Raw genomic sequence first — 15,590 nt, 5'->3', positions numbered from 1 at the left:
AGATTTATCAGCAAGATAGGCGAAAATTTGCCTTATAAATTGATTTGCCAGATTACACCATTAGCACGCTCATTAAAGCTTAACGTGGCTGCGCATCATCAAACGGAACAAACGCAGCCGTCCACGCATAAAGCGCGCCTTCACCACCGCCTGGGCTTTGCCCTGTTCGCCCAGCGCCAGCGTCAGATCGTCGCCCGGTCGCCAGGCTGGCCAATCTACTTCACCCGCTAAGTGCGAGCTAAACTCGCTGGCTTCACGCGCGAAGGTGACCCAATAAGCGCTGACTGTGGAGGCGAACGCTTTATCCTGCTCGCTGTAGCTGCGTTCCGCTGGCGGCACTAGCGTATCCAGCGTGTTAAAGACATAGGGAATTTCGTTGCCGTGCCAGGTGCCGTGCGGGTAGAGATCGCGCGCGTTTTCGGAGACGTAATCGAACCAGTAACGCCATGCGGGCAGGCCGATATTGTGCTGCGCCTGAGCGATGATTAACGGTAACACCGTGAACGCCATATCGCGCGCCACCGCACGTCCCAGCAGCGCATCATCATGAATGTCGTACAGCCACTTCATCAAGCGATAACTGATGCGGTTTTTGCTGCGCATCTGTCGCAATACTGCCGTGGCATCCACGCCAAAATAGTCCAGTACGCTGGCTTCATCGCTGTTGCTGCCGATCATTAACGGAATGCGATGCTGCTTGCCGGAGATAAACGTGGTTAACATCGGTTTCGGCAGTACCGCATCGCCGCTGATGGGCACCGGGCCGAGCGCCAGCGGGCGTTCTAACGGCCAGAATTGTTCGGCCGGTAGCTCGCGCAGCTGCTCGGCGCTGGCATCTTCGGGTAACGCAAAATGCGCCGCGACCTGTAAACCGATCTGTTGTGCCTGCTTTTGCGGGATGTCGGGCAGGCTGTAGGCGCTTTGTACGATGCCTTTGTGAAACAGCGCTTCGGAGAGCGGCGAGCAGCACAGCGATAACACACTACGCGCACCGGAGGATTCACCAAACAGCGTCACGTTATGGCGATCGCCGCCAAAGGCAGGAATGTTGCGCTGAATCCACTGCAAAGCAGCAATTTGATCGAGTAAGGCAAAGTTGTTGATTACGCGCCCGTCGGGGTATTGCGCATCCAGCGCCGGATGAGAGAAAAAACCGAAGTGACCGAGTCGGTAGTTAAGCGTCACCACCACCACACCTTGCGCCGCCAGCGCTTTACCGCGATAAGGATCAAGATTACCGGCGCCGATGGAAAATCCCCCGCCATGCAACCAGACCATTACCGGCAACGGCCGCGAAGGCTCAACATCCGGCGTCCAGATATTCAGGTAGAGACAATCCTCACTAAAGCGACCGGGATCGCCACCGCCGGCGGCCACGCAATAGTCACGATTTTGCCAACTTGCTGCGCCCCATTCGGTCGCATCACGCACCTCTTGCCACGGCTGGACCGGCTGCGGCGGTCGCCAGCGTAAAGCGCCAGTAGGTGCAGCTGCGTACGGTATTCCTTTAAAGACAAAAAGATCTTCGTCCATCAGGCCTCTGAGTTCCCCTTCTGCGGTCATGATCCTCAGACGTCGTTCATTTTTCATCTCGGGTTCCCTGATAATGCATCGTTCCATTATTTGCAGGCCTTGGACGAATGTCCATGTTCTGAAAGCATTTGCAGATTAAGCCGAAACGCGGCGCGATTCTTTGAACAACTCCATCAAATATTTTGGCTAACCCCATCGAGGCCATTTGTTTTAAGGTTGCAAGTTAACCTGGCGCGACGGAGAAACACCATGTTTGGTGGCATTAATCAAATGTTCAACCGGATGTGCGATCACCCGGACCTTGGCAAACTGCTTTTGCGCCTGACGTTTGGCGGATTGCTGCTGTTTCATGGGGCGTTCAAAGTGGTGCATGGCGTGGGTTGGATTGCGCACATGCTCGCCGTCAAAGGAATGCCAGGTTTCATCGCTTACGGTGCTTACATCGGGGAAATAGCGGCACCTGTAATGGTGATCATCGGATTTTTGACGCGCCCTGCGGCGTTCATTATTGCGGTGAACATGATTGTTGCGACACTGCTGGTAAAAATGGGCGCTGTCTGGCATCGCACCGACGTTGGTGCGTGGGCGCTGGAGACAGAAGCGCTTTACCTGCTGGGTGCGCTCGCCATTATGTTTTTGGGTGCCGGGAAGTACACGCTGGTGCGTGACGCGCGCTTGCAATAACCACAAGAAAAGCAGCCGGTCTGCTGAATTTCAGACCGGCTGTAACATTTCTCCTCAGGCTACGCCACAGCGTTCCAGACTGCGCTGCTGCATCTGCTGGTACAACGCCATTTCATCCTGCACCGCGCAACCTAACGCGCTTTCAAAATCCGCTCGGCTGGCATTCCCCGCGCTGCGTGCTTGCGCCACGTCCCCCAGATTCGACTGGAAAATCCCCGCGGCACTGACCGGCAGGAAATCCTCGTAAACGATCGGTTCGGCACTCAAACGCTCTTCAGCCAGCAACTGCGTCACGCTTTCGCCCGCGCGTGGCGGCAGATGCTCGCCTTTTTCGGTCAGGCGATAGCGGAACCACGCCAGCTGCTGCTCGCGCAAAGACTCTTCGTCGTCGGGGAAATCACCAAACACTTCACTTAGATGTTGCTGGTGATGCTGGTTATCGCTGCCGGTACCGGCTTCGGCCAGCAGACGATCGTAAAGTTCGCGTCCTTTCGGGGTGAGCGCCGCGCCGCGCTGTTCAATCTCACCAAAGCGCGCGGTGTGCGTGCCCGGCGTGCCATCGTTAAAGTGCACCGCTTCTTCCAGCGCTTTGAAGCTGGTCTGGCGCAGCAGAATCGGTACTTTACGCTGCGGCGGGCCTTCAATCAGTGTTTTGGGATCGATGCCGCGCGAAGGCATCAGCGCTTGCACCCGATCAATATCCAGCGTGCGCGGCGTCAAATGGTTGATGTGGCAACCACGGAAACACACCACATCGGCAATCAGACGATGCTGCTGGCTCAGTGCGCGATAAGTGGCGCTGTCTACGGTGGTATGCGCATGCCAGCGGAAGGTTTCCAGCGCTTCCTGCACGAAAGTGGCGGCATCCGCGGCGTTCAAACCGCCCTGCTGCTGATGCTTAGCGATCAACGCGCGGCAACCTGGCGTAAAGATATCGCGCGCGGCGAGAATTGCAGCGGCCTTCTCGCGCAGCGCCGCATCATCAATCAGTTCCAGACGCAGCAACGAAGTGAAAACGCGGAATGGATTATGGCGCAACGCGCGATCGCTGACCGGACGAAACGCCGTGGAGTACACCGGCACACCGGCTTGCGACAGGTCGTAATACCCCACCGCTTCCATGCCCATAACGGCGAACATCTGGCGCAACGTGCTGAGTTCATCAGCCTTTCCGACGCGAATCGCACCGTGACGCTCGACGCTCAGGCGACTCAGTTCATCGGCGGCCGACAAGCGGTTTTTTAACTCGGGATTGGCTTCCAGCGTACGTTCATTAACAGCGGTGACCAACTGCGTCAGCGTGCCGTATTGCGGCACTTCCTGCTGATACAGGGTCGACATTGCCTGCGAGAACAGCGTGCGGATGGCATCGCTGCTGAGAAAGTTTGGCATCATCATCACCTTGGGCTAACGGGTTGTTGCTACTGTAGATCAACCCTTTAGCGGCGGGTAACAATTTCGTGGAACTGTGATCGCCTTGTCACTCGGTGAGGTTTGACTGGTCACCAAAGCGACATTTCAGCACCAGCATGATGGTGGTTAACACGGCAGGAATCGCCAGCAGCAGGAAGATCTGACTGAACGTCCAGCCAAGCGTTAATAACTCGGCACCGACAAAGGCGCTAATGATGGCGCCGATGCGACCAATGCCGTGCATCCAGCTGGAGCCGGTGGCACGCGCATGAGTTGGGTAATAACTGGCGGAGAGCGCATTCATGCCGGTATTGGCGCCGTTAAAACAGAAGCCGCTGCAGAAAGCGATGGCGCTCATTAAGCCGACCTGCGCGGGTGAAAAACCCAGTGCCACAATGGCAATGCCACCGCAGAAATAGATCACCGCCAGCGCCAGGTTGGCGTTGATGCGGTCCATCAACCAACCCGCAAACAGCGAGCCAAGGGTTCCGCCGGCCTGATACATCGCCGTAACAATCGCCGCTTCCGTCACCGACATGCCGAGCGTGCTGATCAATGAAGGCATCCAGCTGCCAATCAGGTAAACGAGGAACAGCCCCATAAAGTAGCCGCCCCACAACATCAAACTGCCGAACAGATAGCGGCGCGACACCACGGTCGCCACCGAACCTTTTCGCGCGGTGGGCAGCTCAGTGCTTTGATAATGGCTATCCGGCTGCACGCTGCCGGGCAGCATACGTTCGAGGATGGCGTGAATACGTGCGGCAGGCGCGCGACGGCTAATCAGAAAACGTACCGATTCCGGTAAGCCGCGCACTAAAAAAGGCAGCACCAGCAGCGGCAGCACGCCGCCCATCAGCATAACGGAGTGCCAGTCATAGCGCGGCAGCAGCCACGAAGCGGCAAAGCCTCCCGTCGCGGCACCAAAGGTAAAGCCACAGAACACCACGGTAATAATAAATGAGCGGCGACGTTCGGGCGCGTATTCGGCCACCAGCGTGCCCACGTTGGGCATCGCGGCCCCAAGCCCTAAGCCGGTGAGAAAGCGGAACAGCATCATCTGTTCGATGTTCTGCGCCATCGCCGTGGCCAGCGTCCACAGACCGAAAAACAGCACGCTGATGAGGATCATCACGCGGCGACCATAGCGATCGGCCAGCGGTCCAGCGACCATCGCCCCCAATGCCAGACCAATCAGCGCCGCGCTGATCACCATACCGAGTTGATGATTCGTGACGCCCCAACTGGCTTTCAGCGTGGGCGCAATAAAGCCCATCAGCGCAATGTCCATGCCGTCCAGCGCCACTACCACGAAGCACAGCGCGATTAAGCGCTTCTGCCAGCTGCTAAGCGCACTCTTATTGATAAGCTGGCGAACGTCTACTGCTTCAACGCTGGTCACGTAACGACTCCTGCACTTTTAACCGTTTAGGGCATCAGTTTTAGTAAAAAAAACGGCGCTTATCATAGCTCATCGTTAACAATAACAGGCACTCTTTTTGGATGTAATTGAGAATTATTCAACTTTTCACGCTGTATGTTATTGATTTTATAGCGCGCGAATATGCTGCAAAAAGTGTCTTTTTCAACTTTATTCATAAATACATCAGGTTAGCGGCGAAGCTTGCATAGCGGTGTTTTTGTTAATATAAATTTGCAGGCAAGTTAACATAATTAACGTTTCCTCATTGCTGCTCTTCGGCATAACTCATTATGTTGGGCGTATGGACAAAAATATCCTTTTCAATCAGCGCATTCGCTTGCGTCATTTACATACCTTTGTGGCGGTGGCGCAGCAAGGCACGCTCGGTCGTGCCGCTGAAACGCTCAATCTGAGCCAGCCCGCTTTATCGAAAACACTGAATGAGCTGGAAGAGTTGGCAGGTGCGCGACTGTTTGAGCGCGGACGACTCGGCGCGCAGCTCACCACGCTGGGCGAACAGTTTCTGGTTCATGCGGTGAAAGTGCTGGATGCGCTTAATCATGCTGGTCAGAGCTTCAACGCGCCGCAGCCGGGCCGACCGGTGGTGATTCGACTCGGCGCGCTGACGACTGCGGCGATGGGCATGCTGCCGCAAATTCTCGATCGCTTCCATGAACAGCAACCTAACACCACGGTGCAGGTTGCGACATTGCATAACAACGTGTTGTTGGCCGGTTTACGTGCCGGTGAGTTTGATGTCGGGATTGGTCGTATGGCGGACAGCGATATGATGGCCGGACTCACTTATGAATTGCTGTTTCTGGAATCACTTAAACTGGTGGTGCGCCCCGATCATCCGCTATTAAGCGAGAATGTTATGCTGTCGCGCGCGATGCAGTGGCCAGTAGTGATTTCGCCGGAAGGCACCGCACCGCGCCGTATCGCGCAGCATATGCTGAATGAGCAAGGTTGTACCTTGCCAGCAAACTGCGTCGAAACCTCATCGACATCGCTGGCGCGACAGCTGGCATTGCGTTACGACTATGTGTGGTTTGTGCCTTCTGGCGCCATCAAAGAAGATTTAAATCACGATGCGTTGTGCGCGCTACCGATTGCCTCGCCAGGGCCAGGCGAACCGGTGGGCATAATTACGCGCAGCGGCAGTCCATTAAGCCTGAGCGCCGAAGTGTTGATGGCGACCATCCGCAAATTCCACAGCTAGCGACTGTGTTTTGCATGACGCTCACGGTTCTCAAGGCGCGCCTGTTCGGTTTTTCGTAAACCGACATAGAGCGCGCCCGCCCCACCATCTTTCGGCTGCGCCGTACAAAAGGTCTGCACTTCTGCAAACTCCGGCAACCATCGCGCCACATAGCTGCGCACGATATTGGCGTGCGACTCATCGTCACGCCCTTTGCCATGAATAATCAATAGATTGCGCAACCCATGTTTATTGGCCTGCTGCATAAAGCTGAACAGCGCCTGACGACAGGTTTCCACCGGCTGACGCAACAGATTAAGGCTGGCTTGAGGCGGATATTTGCCCAGTCGCAGCTTATCCAGCACGCCTTGCTGTACGCCTTCAACTTTAAATTCCAGCGGTGTGGTCAGCGGAACGATGTCGAGATAGCCACGCGTGAGGAAATTTTCCTGCTCGTCACTTTCCTGCGGCGCACGCGGCGCTTTAGGCGAAGGTGCGCGTAGCCATTGGGTATTAGCGCAATTTTTTAATGGTGTCACATCACCCATGGCATCACGGAAAAGGTCTTCATCATCAAGATTCATGGTGTTTCCTCTCGCCTGGTGTTTGCCTGCGCGTCCAATTCGACGCTAAAGCAAAAGAGTAGCAAAGGATTATGGGCAAAACATCTGTCACTTTTTGCGCTGTATTAAGCGCGCTATAGCTGTAAACCTGGCAACAAAACGTTCCAGATCAATAAATGCGCTTCAGTCAGACCAGCGCAAACCGCGTAATACCTGACATTTGTGGGGTTTTAAGGACATTTACTGCTCGGATGAGTTCCCTTCGCTTAGAAAAATGTTAAAATTGACCGCAGTCAATAATCATCGAGCGTAACTATATGATCCAGGAAAAACGCAGCATTCGACGTATTCAGTCTGGCGGTTGTGCCATCCATTGTCAGGATTGCAGTATCAGCCAATTGTGTATTCCCTTCACGCTGAACGAGCACGAACTGGATCAGCTGGATAACATCATTGAGCGCAAAAAGCCGATTCAGAAAGGCCAGACGCTGTTCAAAGCCGGTGATGAACTGAAATCTCTCTACGCTATCCGCTCCGGCACTATCAAAAGCTACACCATCACTGAACAAGGCGACGAGCAAATTACTGGCTTCCATCTGGCAGGCGATTTGGTGGGTTTTGACGCCATTGTTGGTGCCAAACATCCAAGCTTTGCGCAGGCGCTGGAAACCGCGATGGTGTGCGAAATCCCGTTTGAAACGCTTGACGACCTCTCCGGTAAAATGCCGGCGCTGCGTCAGCAAATGATGCGTTTGATGAGCGGTGAAATCAAAGGCGATCAGGATATGATTCTGCTGCTGTCGAAGAAAAATGCCGAAGAGCGTTTGGCGGCATTTGTCTGGAATCTGTCGCGTCGTTTCGGTCAGCGCGGCTTCTCACAGCGTGAATTCCGTTTGACCATGACGCGTGGCGACATTGGTAACTATCTGGGACTAACCGTAGAAACCATCAGCCGTCTGCTGGGTCGCTTCCAGAAAAGTGGCATGCTGGCCGTAAAAGGCAAATATATCACCATTGAGAACCACGCTCAGCTGGCAGAATTAGCTGGCCAGACCGAACAAGCCGCGTGATTCTGTGCCGGGTTAATAAAAGTTATTTTATTGATCCGGCAACAACTTTTCCGCTTCTGCCCTGTCCAAACTTAGGCTATCTTTAACCCAACTTGCTTTGGTTTTAGGAGATCGGCTTATGTCCCGGTACCAAAATATTCTGGTGGCTATTGATGCCCAGCAGGACGATCAGCCCGCGCTGCGTCGTGCGGTTTATCTCAATCAACGTATTGGCGGAAAAATCAAAGCTTTCCTGCCTATTTACGACTTCTCATATGAAATGACCACGCTGCTGTCGCCCGACGAGCGCTCCAATATGCGCAAAGGGGTGATCAGCCAACGTACCGAATGGATTCGCCAACAGGCCCAGGCATATATTGAGGCTGGCGTTGAAATTGAAATCAAAGTGGTTTGGCATAACCGTCCCTATGAAGCCATCATCCAGGAAATTCTGGCACATCAGCATGATTTAGTGTTGAAAATGGCGCACCAGCACGATCGCCTCGAAGCGGTAATATTTACGCCGACGGATTGGCATCTGCTGCGTAAATGTCCATGTCCGGTGTGGATGGTGAAAGATCAGGCGTGGCCTGAAGGCGGCAAAGCGGTGGTAGCGGTCAACTTAGCCAGCGAAGAGCCGCATCATGATGAGCTGAATCAGAAGCTGATTCGTGAAACCACGCTGCTTGCCGAAATGGTGAATCACACCGAAGTGCATTTGGTTGGCGCTTACCCCATCACCCCGATCAATATTGCTATCGAACTGCCCGACTTTGATCCCAGCGTTTACAACGACGCGATTCGCGGCCAGCATTTAGTGGCGATGAAAGCGCTGCGTCAAAAATTCTCCATCAGTGAAGAGTTCACCCACGTGGCGAAAGGTTTGCCCGAGGAAGTGATTCCGGATATTGCCTCGCATCTGGACGCCGGCATTGTGGTGCTCGGCACCATTGGCCGTACCGGTTTGTCAGCTGCGTTCCTGGGTAACACTGCGGAACAGGTGATTGATCATCTGCGTTGTGATTTGCTGGCGATCAAGCCAGACGATTTCAAATCGCCGATTGATCACGATGACGAAGAAGATGAAGACGATTGATTAAAAAAGGGCGGCTCGCCATGGCCGCTCTACTTATTTCTACTCAGGGCGGTGAATCACATCACCGCCCTGCTTTTTTACAGCGCGCGCAGAATGCCTTCCACGCTCGCTTTTGCATCGCCAAACAGCATCTGCGTATTGTCTTTAAAGAACAGCGGATTCTGGACACCCGCATATCCGGTGCTCATAGAGCGTTTAAATACAATCACGTTCTGCGCTTTCCACACTTCCAGCACCGGCATGCCAGCGATTGGACTGCGCGGATCTTCCAGTGCGGCTGGGTTAACGGTGTCATTCGCGCCAATCACCAAAACGGTATCGGTATCGCTGAAGTCATCGTTAATCTCGTCCATTTCCAGCACCACATCGTAAGGCACTTTCGCTTCCGCCAGCAGTACGTTCATGTGACCCGGCAAACGACCGGCAACCGGATGAATACCAAAGCGAACTTTGATACCGCGCGCGCGCAGCTTTTCGGTAATCTCCGCAACCGGATACTGCGCCTGCGCCACCGCCATGCCATAACCCGGCGTTATCACCACAGAAGAAGAGGCTTTCAGCATTTCTGCCGTCTCTTCCGCCGTAATTTCACGGTGCTCGCCCACTTCATCGCTTTCGCCGCCCACGCTTACATCGGTACCAAAACCACCGGCAATCACGCTAATAAAGGAGCGGTTCATCGCTTTACACATGATGTAAGAGAGGATGGCACCGGAAGAACCGACCAGCGCACCGGTAACGATCAGCAAATCATTGCTCAGCATGAAGCCTGCCGCCGCCGCCGCCCAACCGGAGTAAGAGTTCAGCATTGAGACCACAACCGGCATATCCGCGCCACCAATTGACGCCACCAGATGCCAGCCAAACACCAGCGCAATGACGGTCATCAGCAGCAGCGCAAACACCTGCGCACCGGTGCTATCAGTTTGTACGAACCACAGCATCAGCAGGAAGGAAACCACCAACGCCGCGAGGTTCATTTTATGACGATGTGGCAGCATCAGCGCTGATGAGGAGATCTTGCCGCGCAGTTTGCCAAACGCCACCAGTGAACCGGTAAAGGTCACCGCACCGATGAAAATGCCGAGGAACACTTCGGTCAGATGGATATTTTCCATCACCGGCGCGAGGCCTGGCGCGTGATCGATATAGCTGTTGAAGCCCACCAACACCGCCGCCAAACCCACGAAGCTGTGCAGAATGGCAACCAGTTCCGGCATTTCGGTCATTTCGACTTTTTTCGCCAGACGCAAACCAATCGCACCGCCGATCACCATCGCCAGCAGAATCCAGGCAACGTTCCCGGTGTTCGGGCCAAATATGGTGGCGAGCAGCGCAATCGCCATGCCGCTCATACCAAAAATATTACCCTGCTTTGAGGTCTCGTGTTTCGAGAGACCGGCAAGGCTGCAAATAAACAGAATCGCGGCAACAATATATGCTGCAGTAACTAATCCGCCAGACATGTTGCTACCCCTTAATTCTTACGAAACATTTTCAGCATGCGCTGGGTGACGGTGAAACCACCGAAGATATTGATGCTGGCGATCAGTACGGCGATAAACGACAGAATCGTGACCCAACCGCCGTGGCCCATCTGCAGCACCGCACCCACCACAATTATGCCGGAAATGGCGTTGGTGACGGCCATCAAAGGCGTGTGTAATGCGTGACTCACGTTCCACACCACGTAATAGCCGACCACGCAAGAGAGCGCGAACACGGTGAAGTGTGACAGGAAGTCCGGCGGCGCGACGTTGGCCAGGCAGGCAAACAGCACCACCGCCAGCGCCAGCAGCAGATACTTGCGCCATGGTGAAACCGGTTTGGCTTCGGCCTTCGGCAGCGGCTGTGCGGCGGGTTGCGCTTTCGGCGCGGCGGAAACCTGAATCGGCGGCGCTGGCCATGTCACTTCGCCATCACGAATCACCGTCACACCGCGCACCACCACGTCGTCGAAATCCACGGTAATTTCGCCGTTTTTCTCTTTGCACAGTAGTTTCAGCAGGTTGACAAGGTTGGTACCGTAAAGCTGTGAGGATTGCGTTGGCAGGCGACTTGGCAAATCGGTATAACCGATAATCTTCACGCCGTTAGGGGTTAAGGTCACCTGATCGGCCACCGTCAATTCGCAGTTACCGCCGGTTTGCGCAGCCAGATCGACGATTACGCTGCCTGGTTTCATGCTGGCAACCATCTTGGCAGTAATCAGCTTCGGGGCCGGACGGCCAGGAATCAACGCGGTGGTGACGATAATGTCCACTTCTTTCGCCTGCGCGGCAAACAGCTCCATCTCTGCCTTAATAAAGGCTTCAGACATCACTTTGGCATAACCATCGCCGCTGCCTGCTTCCTCTTCAAAGTCCAGCTCAAGGAACTCGGCGCCCATACTCTGCACCTGCTCTTTCACTTCCGGACGCGTATCGAAAGCACGCACGATGGCGCCTAAACTGCCTGCCGCGCCGATGGCCGCTAATCCCGCGACGCCCGCACCGATCACCATTACTTTGGCTGGCGGCACTTTACCGGCAGCGGTGATTTGACCGGTGAAGAAGCGGCCGAATTCATGAGCGGCTTCAACGATGGCGCGATAACCCGCGATGTTCGCCATTGAGCTCAACGCATCCAGCGCCTGCGCACGAGAAATACGCGGCACCGAATCCATCGCCATCACGGTGACGTTGCGTGCTGCCAGCTTTTCTAACAGCGCGGGATTCTGCGCAGGCCAGATAAAGCTCACCAGCGTGCTACCGGCGCGCGTCAGTTCAATCTCCTGATCGTCCGGCGCATTCACTTTCAAAACGATGTCCGATTGCCACACATCGTGAGTGTTAGTAATGGTGGCGCCGACGGCGATAAAGCTTTCATCATCAAAGCTGGCGCGAAGTCCTGCGCTCTGTTCAACGGTGACGCTAAATCCCAGCTTGATCAGTTGCTCAACGGTCTTTGGCGTGGCGGCCACGCGCGACTCGTTGGCTAACCGTTCTTTGGGTATCCCAATTAACATACTGTTTCCTTTCAACAATTAAAGGATGAGGTTCTGTAAGTGGCAAAAAGCTCAAAAGCCGAAACAGTGTTTCAGCTTCTTATGAGCAAAATGCGCAATGTAACAAAGTCTTTATAACCTACTGAAAATATGAAGAGTGATCCACAGCGATAACGCCCACTTATGACATTCACACAAATATTCAGACACAAAGATTGAATGCCATGTTTTGCCACTGCATTTGGTGTTTATTAAAAAATATTCTGCTGCGCAAAATCGTGTCATGTCGAATTAAGTGTTTTTAAAAACCTTTAATTAACAATGCGTTAACTGTTATGGCACTAAGTGTTACCAGAATAAGTGGTTATCTGTGCAAAAAAGAGCCGTAACAGAAGTCAATTACAGGTCGATGAATAAAACGGCAGAGATTGTCAATGTTATGCGCTTAAATTGGCTGAGACAGGCCGATTATTACATGCAATAATCAACGGCTAATCTGTTATACATCAAGAGTCCAGCACGTTTTCGTACTCATTTTGCGTAAGGCGAAGGATCATTTTTATGAAGCTGAAGAACACCATTCTGGCGTCAACCTTGTTATCACTGCTGGCAGCGAATGCGTTTGCTGCTAAAGAGTTAACGCCAGAGCAAGCGGCCGCGTTGAAACCATTCGAACGTATTAATATCAGCGGCCGTTTCAATGCGATTGGCGATGCAACTGATGCCATCTCCAAACAAGCCGATGCCAAAGGCGCTGACTCTTTCTATGTTCAGGGTATTAATGATAGCAACGGCAACGGCGGTAACTGGCGCGTAACGGCTGATTTGTATAAAGCTAACGCACCGAAAGCGGATGACTCCACTAAATATCGCACCTTCTTAGGCGTGAAAGAGCTGCCGAAAGCAGAAGCCTATCGCCTTGAGCCGTATGACACCGTATCGGTAAATGGCTTCTTCTCCAGCCAGCCAGATGTTAATGAAGCGATTGCCAAGGCAGCCAAAAATAAAGGTGCGGCATCGTTCTTTATCGTGCGTCAGGTTGATGCTAACAACGGCGGCAACCAGTACGTGACCGCGTATGTTTACAAGGCTGATGCGCCAGAACGTAAAGTACAGAACACCTCTGATTCAATCCCAGCAGATTCTGAAGCCGGTAAAGCAGCATTGGCCGCAGGTGGCACCGCCGCCACTAAAGTGGCCATTCCTGGCGTGGCCTCTTCGGATACCCCAAGCCGCAACGTTGGTCGTTTCTTCGAAACGCAAAGCTCAACCGGCCAACGTTACACGGTGAAAACTGCCGATGGCCGTAGCGTGCAGGAAGTGAATGCGATTACTGCTGCGCAGATGCAGCCGTTTGACACCATCACCTTCTCCGATCACTTTGGTACCCCAACCGAAATCTCGGAAGCGGTTGGCAAACGCGCAGTGGAAAAAGGCGCTAAGTACTACCACATCACGCGTCAATGGCAGAACCAGAGCGGCGGCAACCTGACCGTCACCGCCGATCTGTTCAAGTAATAGCGATTAAGGGCGGCGTCCGTCGCCCTTTTCAAAATCTCCTTGATACTAACTGCATAATCTGTGCGCAGATTTGCATAGTCTTGCATTGCCTTCCCCGTTTGCACTCCGTAAAATCTGCCGCCTGTTTTTAGGGGATTCCGTTTCAAAGTTGGCTCATTGCCACGCGACACTCCAGCGGAATCGTCACCACTCAGCATACTCTGCTGTTTAGGATGGGCGTTTTGGATAAAAAATTAGGTCTTAGTGCGCTCACCGCGTTGGTACTCAGCTCTATGCTGGGCGCTGGCGTGTTCAGCCTGCCGCAAAATATGGCAGCGGTTGCCGGCCCGGCGGCGCTGCTGATCGGCTGGCTCATCACCGGCGTTGGCATCATCTTCCTGTCGCTCGCCATGCTGTTGCTGACGCGGCTGAAGCCGGAGTTGGATGGCGGCATCTTTACCTATGCGCGCGCCGGATTTGGCGAGCTGATGGGCTTCTGCTCGGCGTGGGGATATTGGCTGTGTGCGGTCATTGCCAACGTCTCTTATCTGGTGATTGTCTTCTCGGCGCTGAGTTTCTTTACCGACACGCCGGATCACGTGGTGTTTGGTGATGGCAATACATGGCAGGCGATGCTCGGCGCGTCGGTGCTGCTGTGGCTGGTGCATTGTCTGGTGCTGCGCGGCGTGCAAACTGCGGCCAGTATTAATGTGCTGGCGACCCTGGGAAAGCTGGTGCCGCTGTTGCTGTTTGTGGTGCTGGCGCTGCTGGCATTCAACTACGATCGCTTCCGCTTTGATTTCAGCGGCGTGGAACTCGGTCAGCCGCTGTGGCAGCAGGTGAAGCAAACCATGCTGATCACCTTGTGGGTATTTATTGGTGTGGAAGGCGCGGTGGTGGTTTCTGCGCGTGCGCGTAATAAACAGGATGTCGGACGCGCCACGCTGATGGCGGTGCTGGCCGCGCTGCTGGTCTACTTGCTGGTTACGCTGCTGTCGTTAGGCGTGATTCCGCGTGCCGAGCTGGCGCAGATGCGCAACCCTTCTATGGCGGGTTTGATGAAGCATTTGCTCGGTCATTGGGGCGATGCGGTGATTGCGGTCGGATTGATTATTTCGGTGTGCGGCGCTTATCTGAGCTGGACGATTATGGCCGCTGAAGTGCCGTTCCTCGCCGCACAACAAGGTGCCTTCCCGCGCAGCATCGCGCGTCAGAACCGCCACAACTCCCCTTCGGCGTCGTTATGGCTGACCAACGGCAGCGTACAGGTTTGCCTGATTTTGATCGCCTTAACCGGTGCGGATTACAACACGCTGCTGACCATCGCTTCAGAAATGATTTTGGTGCCCTATCTGCTGGTGGGTCTGTATCTGATTAAGGTGGTGCGCGGGCAGAACAAACCCTGGGCGATGTTTACCGGCGTCGGTGCCAGCGCGTATGGCGTTTGGCTGCTGTATGCGTCGGGTCCTTTGCATCTGCTGCTCTCTGTTGTGCTCTATGCGCCTGGATTGCTGCTGTTCCTGTTTGCACGACGCGGCGGCCGTGGCGACAAGGTGTTGTCACAGCTGGAGCGCATCGCGATTGTGTTGTTGATTGCGGCGTCACTGCCCGCGTTGTGGCAGCTAACGAATTAGTGCGGCTGGACGGGAATGGAAACGCACAGCAGGTCATCCTGCTGTGTCAGATTGAGCGGCTTACGGTATTCCTGATGAATAGCGTCAAGCTGCTCGGTTGACAGCGGATACGGCAGCTGAATATCAAAGCGGCTGATGTGTTGTTGTTCGGCCAGGGTGATCAAACGCGCGATATTAATCTCGTCGCTCACCTGTGTTGAAATGATTTGTAATGCTAATTCTTTCAGATGATCGTCGCTGGCCTGAAGGTTGTGCGCCGATTTACGCGTCACCATGCCAAAAATAGGCATCACGCCATAAATGGCATCAACAAAACTCCAGCGTTTTTTGCAGGAAGCGGAGAGAAAATCACTGTAATTGAAGCAGATGCGATCACTGTATCCGGCTGAAGCCAGCTCTTTATCAGACACTCTCGCACTCCTCCTGTTTTTCGTTACGGTTCCGAACCTTGCGCGACAACGCGCCGCTAATGATGGCACATTTCACGGTATACATACCAGTCACGCAG

The 15,590-nt window shown here is 54.1% G+C and carries 13 protein-coding genes; 6 read left to right on the top strand and 7 right to left on the bottom strand.

From position 1 onward, the window contains the following. Nucleotides 1–72 precede the first annotated feature (72 nt). Nucleotides 73–1,590 carry a carboxylesterase/lipase family protein gene (locus tag K5Y33_RS05430; RefSeq protein ID WP_222233395.1) on the bottom strand — a complete coding sequence of 506 codons (1,518 nt, stop codon included), beginning with the start codon at nt 1,588–1,590 and terminating at the stop codon, nt 73–75. A gap of 192 nt (nt 1,591–1,782) precedes the next feature. Between K5Y33_RS05430 and K5Y33_RS05425 the strand changes: the two genes are divergently transcribed. Continuing rightward, a complete protein-coding gene (locus K5Y33_RS05425) occupies nt 1,783–2,217 on the top strand; it encodes a DoxX family protein (protein WP_101764325.1) in 435 nt (144 codons plus the stop codon). Between the two features lie 54 nt (nt 2,218–2,271). Here the strand turns inward: K5Y33_RS05425 and K5Y33_RS05420 are convergent, their stop codons facing one another. Together K5Y33_RS05420 and K5Y33_RS05415 are read right to left on the bottom strand one after the other, a co-directional pair. Continuing rightward, nucleotides 2,272–3,609 (bottom strand): VOC family protein, encoded by a 1,338-nt coding sequence (locus K5Y33_RS05420; RefSeq protein ID WP_222233394.1) that lies wholly within the window; start codon nt 3,607–3,609, stop codon nt 2,272–2,274. 88 nt (nt 3,610–3,697) lie between these two features. Further along, a complete protein-coding gene (locus K5Y33_RS05415; RefSeq protein ID WP_101764324.1) occupies nt 3,698–5,032 on the bottom strand; it encodes an aromatic acid/H+ symport family MFS transporter in 1,335 nt (444 codons plus the stop codon). Nucleotides 5,033–5,354: 322 nt separating this feature from the next. Between K5Y33_RS05415 and K5Y33_RS05410 the strand changes: the two genes are divergently transcribed. Next, entirely contained in the window at nt 5,355–6,275 is a 921-nt protein-coding gene (locus K5Y33_RS05410) for a LysR substrate-binding domain-containing protein (protein ID WP_101764323.1), read from the top strand. Here K5Y33_RS05410 and smrA read toward each other — a convergent pair. Beyond that, nucleotides 6,272–6,838, bottom strand: coding sequence for a DNA endonuclease SmrA (gene smrA, locus K5Y33_RS05405; RefSeq protein ID WP_110866213.1), 567 nt, complete (start codon nt 6,836–6,838; stop codon nt 6,272–6,274). The two genes, K5Y33_RS05410 and smrA, sit on opposite strands and share 4 nt — an antisense overlap. Before the next feature lie 296 nt (nt 6,839–7,134). On the opposite strand from smrA, the gene K5Y33_RS05400 reads away from it, so the two are divergent. Both K5Y33_RS05400 and uspE read left to right on the top strand, forming a co-directional pair. After that, entirely contained in the window at nt 7,135–7,887 is a 753-nt protein-coding gene (locus K5Y33_RS05400; protein WP_222233393.1) for an FNR family transcription factor, read from the top strand. A 118-nt stretch (nt 7,888–8,005) separates the two neighbouring features. Further along, a complete protein-coding gene (gene uspE / locus K5Y33_RS05395) occupies nt 8,006–8,962 on the top strand; it encodes a universal stress protein UspE (RefSeq protein WP_101764321.1) in 957 nt (318 codons plus the stop codon). Nucleotides 8,963–9,039: 77 nt separating this feature from the next. Here uspE and pntB read toward each other — a convergent pair whose 3' ends face one another. After that, a complete protein-coding gene (gene pntB / locus K5Y33_RS05390; protein WP_101764320.1) occupies nt 9,040–10,428 on the bottom strand; it encodes a Re/Si-specific NAD(P)(+) transhydrogenase subunit beta in 1,389 nt (462 codons plus the stop codon). A gap of 11 nt (nt 10,429–10,439) precedes the next feature. Further along, the gene (gene pntA, locus K5Y33_RS05385) at nt 10,440–11,969 is read right to left on the bottom strand and encodes a Re/Si-specific NAD(P)(+) transhydrogenase subunit alpha (RefSeq protein WP_222233392.1); all 1,530 of its coding nucleotides are present in this window, start codon (nt 11,967–11,969) and stop codon (nt 10,440–10,442) included. Nucleotides 11,970–12,509: 540 nt separating this feature from the next. Here pntA and ydgH point away from each other — a divergent pair. Both ydgH and K5Y33_RS05375 read left to right on the top strand, forming a co-directional pair. Continuing rightward, nucleotides 12,510–13,466, top strand: coding sequence for a DUF1471 family protein YdgH (gene ydgH / locus K5Y33_RS05380; protein ID WP_217546543.1), 957 nt, complete (start codon nt 12,510–12,512; stop codon nt 13,464–13,466). 224 nt (nt 13,467–13,690) lie between these two features. Then, entirely contained in the window at nt 13,691–15,082 is a 1,392-nt protein-coding gene (locus K5Y33_RS05375) for an amino acid permease (RefSeq protein ID WP_222233391.1), read from the top strand. On the opposite strand, the gene K5Y33_RS05370 is transcribed toward K5Y33_RS05375, so the two are convergent. Further along, nucleotides 15,079–15,492 carry a hypothetical protein gene (locus K5Y33_RS05370; RefSeq protein WP_222233390.1) on the bottom strand — a complete coding sequence of 138 codons (414 nt, stop codon included), beginning with the start codon at nt 15,490–15,492 and terminating at the stop codon, nt 15,079–15,081. The two genes, K5Y33_RS05375 and K5Y33_RS05370, sit on opposite strands and share 4 nt — an antisense overlap. Between the last annotated feature and the right edge of the window lie 98 nt (nt 15,493–15,590).

The organism is Pantoea sp. DY-17, assembly GCF_019795975.1.
GTDB lineage: Bacteria > Pseudomonadota > Gammaproteobacteria > Enterobacterales > Enterobacteriaceae > Pantoea > Pantoea leporis.
Note: the sequence above shows the minus strand (reverse complement) of the source record. Positions and strands in the feature narration are given on the sequence as shown.

What these genes read in the sequence shown, in the direction of transcription:
- K5Y33_RS05410 (WP_101764323.1), top strand. Translation starts at nt 5,355, where the DNA reads ATGGACAAAAATATCCTTTTCAATCAGCGCATTCGCTTGCGTCATTTA.
- K5Y33_RS05430 (WP_222233395.1), bottom strand. Translation starts at nt 1,590, where the DNA reads ATGAAAAATGAACGACGTCTGAGGATCATGACCGCAGAAGGGGAACTC.
- pntB (WP_101764320.1), bottom strand. Translation starts at nt 10,428, where the DNA reads ATGTCTGGCGGATTAGTTACTGCAGCATATATTGTTGCCGCGATTCTG.
- smrA (WP_110866213.1), bottom strand. Translation starts at nt 6,838, where the DNA reads ATGAATCTTGATGATGAAGACCTTTTCCGTGATGCCATGGGTGATGTG.
- uspE (WP_101764321.1), top strand. Translation starts at nt 8,006, where the DNA reads ATGTCCCGGTACCAAAATATTCTGGTGGCTATTGATGCCCAGCAGGAC.
- K5Y33_RS05400 (WP_222233393.1), top strand. Translation starts at nt 7,135, where the DNA reads ATGATCCAGGAAAAACGCAGCATTCGACGTATTCAGTCTGGCGGTTGT.
- K5Y33_RS05420 (WP_222233394.1), bottom strand. Translation starts at nt 3,609, where the DNA reads ATGCCAAACTTTCTCAGCAGCGATGCCATCCGCACGCTGTTCTCGCAG.
- pntA (WP_222233392.1), bottom strand. Translation starts at nt 11,969, where the DNA reads ATGTTAATTGGGATACCCAAAGAACGGTTAGCCAACGAGTCGCGCGTG.
- ydgH (WP_217546543.1), top strand. Translation starts at nt 12,510, where the DNA reads ATGAAGCTGAAGAACACCATTCTGGCGTCAACCTTGTTATCACTGCTG.
- K5Y33_RS05425 (WP_101764325.1), top strand. Translation starts at nt 1,783, where the DNA reads ATGTTTGGTGGCATTAATCAAATGTTCAACCGGATGTGCGATCACCCG.